The organism is Aquiflexum sp., assembly GCF_977115555.1.
This window is the reverse complement of the sequence record NZ_CDSBKL010000187.1, coordinates 1-7847: the sequence shown is the minus strand read 5'-3', so window position 1 is coordinate 7847 and position 7847 is coordinate 1. Positions and strand designations below refer to the sequence as shown.

General features: G+C 40.6%; 8 protein-coding genes. All 8 read left to right on the top strand.

What is annotated here, in order from left to right; genetic code table 11:
• Nucleotides 1-264, top strand: a 264-nt coding sequence (locus ACZFYI_RS12015) for a fumarylacetoacetate hydrolase family protein (protein ID WP_462524372.1), incomplete at its 5' end; no start/stop codon positions are given.
• 55 nt (nt 265-319) lie between these two features.
• On the top strand, nt 320-2107 hold the full coding sequence (locus ACZFYI_RS12010) for a M23 family metallopeptidase (protein ID WP_462524371.1): 1788 nt from the start codon (nt 320-322) through the stop codon (nt 2105-2107).
• Nucleotides 2108-2136: 29 nt separating this feature from the next.
• Nucleotides 2137-2586 carry a thioredoxin-dependent thiol peroxidase gene (gene bcp / locus ACZFYI_RS12005; RefSeq protein WP_462524370.1) on the top strand — a complete coding sequence of 150 codons (450 nt, stop codon included), beginning with the start codon at nt 2137-2139 and terminating at the stop codon, nt 2584-2586.
• A 9-nt stretch (nt 2587-2595) separates the two neighbouring features.
• Nucleotides 2596-3447 (top strand): transketolase, encoded by an 852-nt coding sequence (locus ACZFYI_RS12000; protein ID WP_462524369.1) that lies wholly within the window; start codon nt 2596-2598, stop codon nt 3445-3447.
• Between the two features lies 1 nt (nt 3448).
• Nucleotides 3449-4417: a transketolase family protein gene (locus tag ACZFYI_RS11995; RefSeq protein ID WP_462524368.1), complete on the top strand. Its 969-nt coding sequence runs from the start codon at nt 3449-3451 to the stop codon at nt 4415-4417.
• Between the two features lie 87 nt (nt 4418-4504).
• Nucleotides 4505-6118: a glycoside hydrolase family 99-like domain-containing protein gene (locus tag ACZFYI_RS11990; RefSeq protein WP_462524367.1), complete on the top strand. Its 1614-nt coding sequence runs from the start codon at nt 4505-4507 to the stop codon at nt 6116-6118.
• A 64-nt stretch (nt 6119-6182) separates the two neighbouring features.
• On the top strand, nt 6183-7256 hold the full coding sequence (locus tag ACZFYI_RS11985) for a Gfo/Idh/MocA family protein (RefSeq protein ID WP_462524366.1): 1074 nt from the start codon (nt 6183-6185) through the stop codon (nt 7254-7256).
• Nucleotides 7257-7269: 13 nt separating this feature from the next.
• A partial coding sequence (locus ACZFYI_RS11980; protein ID WP_462524365.1) for a hypothetical protein occupies nt 7270-7847 on the top strand: 578 nt, incomplete at its 3' end.

Sequence of the window (7847 nt, the reverse complement as noted above, 5' to 3'; positions counted from 1 at the left end):
TTTTTACCGGTATCGGAGTTCAAAAATTTTACAGATATCAATTTTCATTTGGACATCAACGGAGAGGTGAGACAAAAGGGAAACACTTCCATGATGTTGTTTGATTTTGGGGTGATCATAGAATATGTGTCTCAATTTTTCACTTTGAAAAAAGGAGACCTCATCTTTACAGGAACACCCGCAGGAGTGAGTAAAGTGTCTATCGGGGACAGATTAGAAGCGTTTATAGAAGATAAAAAGCTGTTGGATTTTGAAGTCAAGTAGGTACCTCCTTTTATTATTTTTCTTTTTTCCTTTTGTTTTAAATGCACAGGAGTATTTGTTTCCAGTCAAACCGGGAACCAGAAACCTCCTTTCTGGAAATTTCAGTGAAATCCGTCCTAACCATTTCCATTCAGGCATAGATGTCAAAATCGGCGGCGTGGATGGCGAACCCATCCTTGCGATTTCAGATGGGTACATTTCAAGAATCAAAATTTCGACCTATGGCTATGGCAATGTCATTTACCTAAAGCATACCAACGGGCAGTCTTCTGTTTATGCCCATCTCCGAAATGTATCTCCCAAAATCATGGAATTTATGCGGAAGGAGATGTATTTCGCTCAGAAAAACGAATTGGAGGTATTTCCGGATCCGGAATTTCTTCCCATCAAAAAAGGGGAAATCATAGGAAATGGGGGAAATACAGGAAGTTCAGGAGGGCCACATTTGCATTTTGAAATCAGAGATAGTCTAGACCGTGCCATAGATCCTTTTATTTTCGGTTTCCAAGAAGTAGTGGACAAAACCCCGCCTGTTTTGTATAGAATTGCATTGAGTCCTTTGGATGCTGATTCCAGGGTCAATGGACGTTACCAAAGGCAGGAATTCACACCTATCATAGAAGGCGGAAGATATATCCTCCATCAGCCGGTAAAAATTACTGGGCGGGTTGGTGTGGAAATTTATGCAGTAGATAAAATGGATGGTGTCAACAATGTGTTCGGGATACCTGTCATTGAGTTGCTGGAAAATGAAAAACCCCTCTACCGCATCAATGTAGACCACATTGATTTCAATAAAGGAAGGTTCTTTTTAAGCCATATGTACCAAAACAGGTTCATAAGACTATTCCAATATCCAAATAACCAACTTAATATCTACGAACCGGACTCGCTCACAGCAGGAGCCATTTCCGCCAAAGCAGGTGAAAAAAAGCAGCTCAAAGTCACGATGAAGGACTACTTCGGCAATGCCCGGGTTCTCAGCCTGCAGGTAGAGGCTGAAGAAGCTAAAACCCAAATAGGAAGTCAGACTATTTCTGCAAATAGGACTACCAATATTTCATTCAATAGGGAAGTAATGGTCATCCAAACCGCCGGATCAGAATGGGGAACTCTGGCAAAGGTTTTTGTCAATAGCCAAGAAATGGAAATTCCTCCCGCATACATCCAGGATGGAAGAAGAAACTACCTTTGGGATATGCGCTATGGCGTTCCTGATTCCATAGACCTGTGTACAGAAATCCTCAAACCGAATGTGTTGATCAAAATTCCTTTTGGTGAAGAATTTTCATTTGCCAATAATGATGTAGAAATCAAATTCTCAGAAAACACCCTATTGGATGACCTATACCTTAGAATAAATCGAAAAAGTAATGGAACAGGGCCGTCTGTCAGGATTAATAGTCCTGCTGAATACCTTCAAAGCAACATGGAAGTACTTATCAGAAATACCGGATATGTAGGAGACAAAAAAAATACCCATGTCTATTTTCAGGCAGATAATGGACGAAAATCCTTCGTTGGTGGTGAATGGGAAAATGAAGATATCAGATTCAAAACCAGAAATTTTGGTACTTTTGTTTTGGACGTGGATAGAGTTGCTCCCACCATTGCCCCTGTTAGGATCAACACATCTGAAATGAGATTTGTAATCAAAGATGAAAAATCAGGTATCAAAGATTTTGAAGCGTATGTAGACGGAAAGTGGGTACTCATGCGCTACGAACACAAGCAAAATGTGATCTGGTCCGAAAAATTAGATAAACAACCATTCAAAGGAGAAGTTCTATTGATAGTAAGGGATATGGCGGGAAATGAAAAACGCTATACCACCAAACTTTAAACAAACTTCAACTTTAAACAATAAACATCATGTCATTATCAGTAGGAATGCCCGCTCCAAGTTTTGAAGCCAAAGACCAAAACGGAAATACCATTAAACTTTCCGATTTCAAAGGAAAAAAAGTAGTCCTTTATTTTTATCCAAAAGACGCCACTCCAGGTTGTACCGCACAGGCCTGCAACCTCAGAGACAATTATGAAGCTTTGCAGAAAGCAGGATTTATCGTGCTTGGTGTAAGTTCAGATTCTGAAAAATCCCACCTTAAGTTCATCGAAAAACAAAACCTACCCTTCCCGCTCATCGCTGACGAGAACCTCAAAGTTCATGAAGCATACGGTACCTGGGTAGAAAAATCCATGTACGGCAGAAAGTACATGGGAACCGCAAGAACCACTTTTGTCATTGATGAAAAGGGGGTTTTGGAAGAAATCATTGAAAAAGTAGATACAAAAAACCATACCAATCAAATTCTCAAATAATTCCAACTAATGGAAAAACAATCTATCGATCAACTCAAGCAAATCTGTTCCCAAGTAAGAAGGGATTGCCTCCGTATGGTTCATGCCGTACAGTCAGGTCACCCTGGCGCTGCTCTTGGCCTAACTGAATATTTTGTGGCGCTCTATTTCAATGAGATGACCCACGACAACAAATTCAAAATGGATGGGAAAGGTGAAGACATGTTCTTTCTTTCCAATGGCCACGTTTCAGCGCTATGGTATAGTGTTTTGGCAAGAAGTGGGTATTTCAGCACAGCGGAATTGGGCACCTTTAGGAAATTGAATTCTAGACTTCAGGGCCATCCTGCCACACATGAAGGCCTTCCGGGAATCAGAATTGCTTCCGGTTCTTTGGGACAGGGACTTTCAGTAGCCATCGGTGTAGCCCAAGCCAAGAAAATCGATAAGGATGACAAGCTTGTCTATGTCATGATGGGCGACGGTGAGCAACAAGAAGGTCAGGTCTGGGAAGCAGGGATGTATGCGGCACACCATAAAGTTGACAATGTAATTGCGGCTATTGACTATAACGGTCAGCAGATCGATGGACCGACTCTTAAAGTGATGGATCTTAAAAACCTAAAAGCCAAATGGGAAGCATTTGGTTGGGAGGTGATCGAGGTTAAAAAAGGCAATGATATGGAGTCAGTATTAGAAGGCCTGTCTGAAGCAAAATCCCTGACTGGAAAAGGAAAACCTGTGATGATACTCCTACATACCGAAATGGGATATGGCGTGGATTTCATGGTAGGCACGCACAAATGGCACGGGGTGGCTCCAAGTGACGCCGAACTTGAAAATGCTTTGGGACAATTGAGTGAAACTTTAGGAGACTATTAACATGGAAAAGACCTTAGATTTAAAATATACCTACACGGAAAAAAAAGATACCCGCTCAGGATTTGGAGATGGATTGCTTGAAGCAGGCCGCAAAAATCCAAATGTTGTAGGCCTTTGTGCTGACTTGATTGGATCGCTGAAAATGGGTGCTTTTCAAAAAGAATTTCCTGAAAGATTTTTTCAGGTAGGCATTGCTGAAGCCAACATGATAGGCTTGGCTGCAGGAATGGCAATAGGTGGAAAAATTCCATTTACTGGAACGTTTGCCAACTTTTCCACGGGACGTGTTTATGATCAAATAAGGCAATCTGTGGCCTATTCCGATAAAAACGTGAAAATCTGCGCGTCCCATGCAGGTCTGACTTTGGGAGAGGACGGAGCGACACATCAGATTTTGGAGGATGTAGGTATGATGAGAATGCTTCCTCACATGACTGTCATTAATCCTTGCGATTATAACCAAACCAAAGCAGCGACCTTAGCTTTGGTAGACCATGTGGGTCCTGCTTATTTAAGATTTGGAAGGCCTGTTTGGCCGATATTTACTCCTGCTGACCAAAAATTTGAAATCGGAAAAGCATGGAAAATGATCGAAGGCAAAGATGTATCCATCTTTGCAACCGGTCACCTAGTTTGGGAAGCAGTAGTGGCAGAAGCCATGCTACGTGAAGAAGGAATCTATGCTGAAGTAATCAATATCCACACCATCAAGCCTTTTGACGAGGCAGCAGTATTGGCATCTATCTCCAAGACGGGTTGTGCGGTATCCGCAGAAGAACATCAAATCAACGGTGGCTTAGGAGACAGCATTGCCCAAGCTTTGGCAAGAAACAATCCAGCCCCATTGGAATATATTGGGGTTATGGATTCATTTGGAGAGTCCGGTACACCAACACAATTGTTGGAAAAATATGGATTGAATGCTGAGAATATCGTGAAGGCTGCAAAAAAAGCTATCGCAAGAAAATAGAAATACCTTATGCATTTTTCAAAAACCGTGATGGAAAAGCCACCACGGTTTTTTATTTTTAAGAAATAATCAATCAAAAGACTAATCATGATGAAATTACTTTCCATCCTTTTTGTATTGACCTTTCTAATGTTAGGACCAGAAAACTGTTCTTCCAAAAAAGCTGAGGTTCAATCAGGCATATTGGAATCAGACCTGAACTCATCAATATCAAATACATCTAGTAATTCTTTCTCCTTAACCTCTTTTGGGAATGAGGTAGAAGAAAATTTAAGAGCAGAAAAAGAAAATATGGTAGGCGTTTTTTTTATGCCTTCATGGAATCTGTCCACGGATCCGAACCAAGATATAGACAGTTTTTGGGCTTGCCTTACGGGAAGGGAAAATTGCGGGCACCTCAACAATACTGCCATATGGGGACCTAAAGGCAGAATTTATAATGCGAAAAATCCTTACGAAGGACCCTTCTTAGAAAGGAAACCACATTCAAGTCTGAAAGGATTCTACAAAAGAAATGATCCACAGGTAGCCAAAAAGCAGCTGGAATATATGAAAAGCTATGGGATAGATTTTTTTGCTTATGACTGGTTTTTTGGAAGGCACTATTATTACCATTTGAATTATGCCCCACAGGCAAAGACATATTATCCCAAAGGTTGGAAAACAGATCCGACAAAAGATGGGAGGGTTGAAGTGCCAGGAATCGAACAATGGAATGAACAATTATCGGTTTTGTTGAGTGAAAACGAAAAATTGCCTGATGACAAACAAATGAAATGGGCAATCAATTGGGTAGACGACAGCGAAGAAAGGTGGAGAAGTTGGATTGATTTAGGTTCACCGGCAAGTCTTGCAGCAGGAAGAAACTATAAAGGAGAAGTTCCTGACAAGCAACTTTACTTGAAAGTCCATGACAAAATCACACAATTATGGATTGACAAATATTTCAAAAGGAAAGATTACCTCAAGGATGACACAGGAAGACCGATTGTTTACCTCTATTTCCCTCAGGATTTGGAATCAAGAGCCGCCTTCTATGGGATATCCATGAAAGAACTCCTTGACAGATCAAGAGCCATGGCTCAAAAAGCAGGTTTAAAGGGAATTAAATTTATAGCGGTTGCGGCAGGGGCGATGGCTGAAAGAGAAAAACCGTATGCCTTGCCTACCAAATGGGTCGCCAATAATCCAAAAGAAATTTGGAGAGGTGGTAATTATACTGACAAATTGCTATTTCAAGATTATGTTCCGAGGTTAAAGGGAATGGGCTTTGAAGGAATGACAGCCTATGTTTACCATTCCTTTATGGAAAAAGATAACAGATCTTATGATGACATGCGGGCCAATTACAAAAGCCACTGGGAAAAATGGTCCGAGATGTATAAAAATGATCCCAGTTTCGAATACCAAATTCCAGTGGCAATGGGTTGGGATATGCGACCCATAGGCGGCACTTGGCCTCAGGCTACTGGTTTCCCAAGTGAACCCTACAAAGACAATGTCCACAGCACAAAGTCAACTTTCAAAGCGAAATTGCTGGAAGCTCAAAAGTATTCAGAAAAGTACCGGGCGTCAAATGGAAATACAGTGATGGTTTGTTGTTGGAATGAATACCTTGAAGGAAACTATATCGAACCTACCGAAGGCCATGGATTTGACTATTTGGAAGCCATTAAGGAGGTTTTTGTAAAAGGAAATTGAAAGAATTCTGAATTCTGAATTTTTAATAAATAGAAGCAAATATCATCTAAACTTATTTATCTAAATGTCAACACCCATCAGAATCCTGGTAGTAGGTTGCGGAAATATGGGAGCTTCCCATGCAACATCCTATCATAATATGGCCGAATTTGAAATCTGCGGCCTAGTTGCGCGAGGAGAAAGTAAAGTCAAACTGAATGAGAAATTGGGAAGCAATTATCCTTTGTTTGATGATTTTGACTTAGCGATGGAATCCGCCCGGCCTGATGCGGTTTGTATTTCGACTTATCCTGATACCCATGAGGAAATGGCTGTCAAAGCTTTAGAAAGCGGTTGTCATGTTTTTATCGAAAAACCTTTGGCAGATACTGTGGAAGGTTCCCAAAGGATCATTGATGCAGCTGAAAAAGTCAAGAAAAAAGTCGTTGTTGGCTATATTTTGAGACATCACCCTTCTTGGGAAAGGTTTATTGAAGAAGCGCACAAACTTGGAAAACCTTTGGTTATGCGAATGAATCTCAACCAGCAAAGCCATGGTTATATGTGGGATGTCCATAAAAATCTGATGAAAAGTTTGAGTCCGATTGTGGATTGCGGAGTGCATTATATAGATGTGATGTGTCAAATGACCAGGTCTAAGCCTGTTTCAGTTTCAGCTATCGGAGCGAGGCTAACTGAAGAAATCCCATTAGACAATTATAATTATGGACAGCTTCAAATTCGGTTTGAAGACGGATCTGTGGGATGGTATGAAGCAGGTTGGGGCCCGATGATTTCTGACAATGCCTTCTTTATCAAAGACGTCTTTGGACCGAAAGGAGCGGTATCTATCGTGGCCAAATCCGCTGGTTCGGCAGGTAAATCTGATCATGTGGATTCTCACACCAAAACCGAAAGCATCAAAGTCCACCATTCTGATATCGATGAAAAGAACAATTTTACAAAAAAAGATTTTTGGATCGACATGGCTGATGAACCTGATCATCAGGGACTTTGTGATAGGGAACAGCAGTATTTTCTAAAGGCAATACAACAGGATATTGACTTGACAGATCATTTGTTGGATGCCATCAACAGCCTAAAAATAGCATTTGCCTGCGATGAGTCTGTGAAAACCGGAAATATCGTATTCCTCTAATTTCCAAAAAAACATGGTTGAAAACCCAAATCTCGGATTCATATATCATGGTTTGGCTTATTTGAGCATGTTTTTGATTAGTTGGTGGGCTTATACAACTAAAAGCCTGAAGTTTATTTCTGAGAGGGGTTGGCCACAAAAAAAGGAGATTCTGTTTTTTTTGATGACTTGGGGGATTTTAGTTTGGGCATTCATACCTATTATCATTTCGGGGAAAGCCAAAGCCATAGCACTTATTTTTGGTCAAAATCAGCCCGGTTCAATTCAGCTTGTTGTAGTATTAGGTCTATCCATCTTGGCCTTTGTCATCGGTCTTTCCCAAGCCTACAAACTGGATATTAAATCGCCTGTTTTTCAACCTCATCCTACATATCTGTTAAATTCAAGTTATCTTATATTTCGGGTTTTATTCCTGATTTCTTACGAAATATGGTTTAGAGGCTACTTTCTAAAAGACCTCCTTATGATTTTATCAGTCCCAGCCAGCATCGGGATCAACATTTCTTTATATTCCTTGATTCACATATTTGCAGGAAGAAAAGAAGCTTTATCAAGCTTGGCATTTGGTGTAATTCTTTGTTCAATGGTGAT

Coding starts and splice junctions, on each gene's coding strand:
- bcp (WP_462524370.1), top strand. CDS start 2,137: ATGTCATTATCAGTAGGAATGCCCGCTCCAAGTTTTGAAGCCAAAGAC.
- ACZFYI_RS12000 (WP_462524369.1), top strand. CDS start 2,596: ATGGAAAAACAATCTATCGATCAACTCAAGCAAATCTGTTCCCAAGTA.
- ACZFYI_RS11995 (WP_462524368.1), top strand. CDS start 3,449: ATGGAAAAGACCTTAGATTTAAAATATACCTACACGGAAAAAAAAGAT.
- ACZFYI_RS11990 (WP_462524367.1), top strand. CDS start 4,505: ATGATGAAATTACTTTCCATCCTTTTTGTATTGACCTTTCTAATGTTA.
- ACZFYI_RS11985 (WP_462524366.1), top strand. CDS start 6,183: ATGTCAACACCCATCAGAATCCTGGTAGTAGGTTGCGGAAATATGGGA.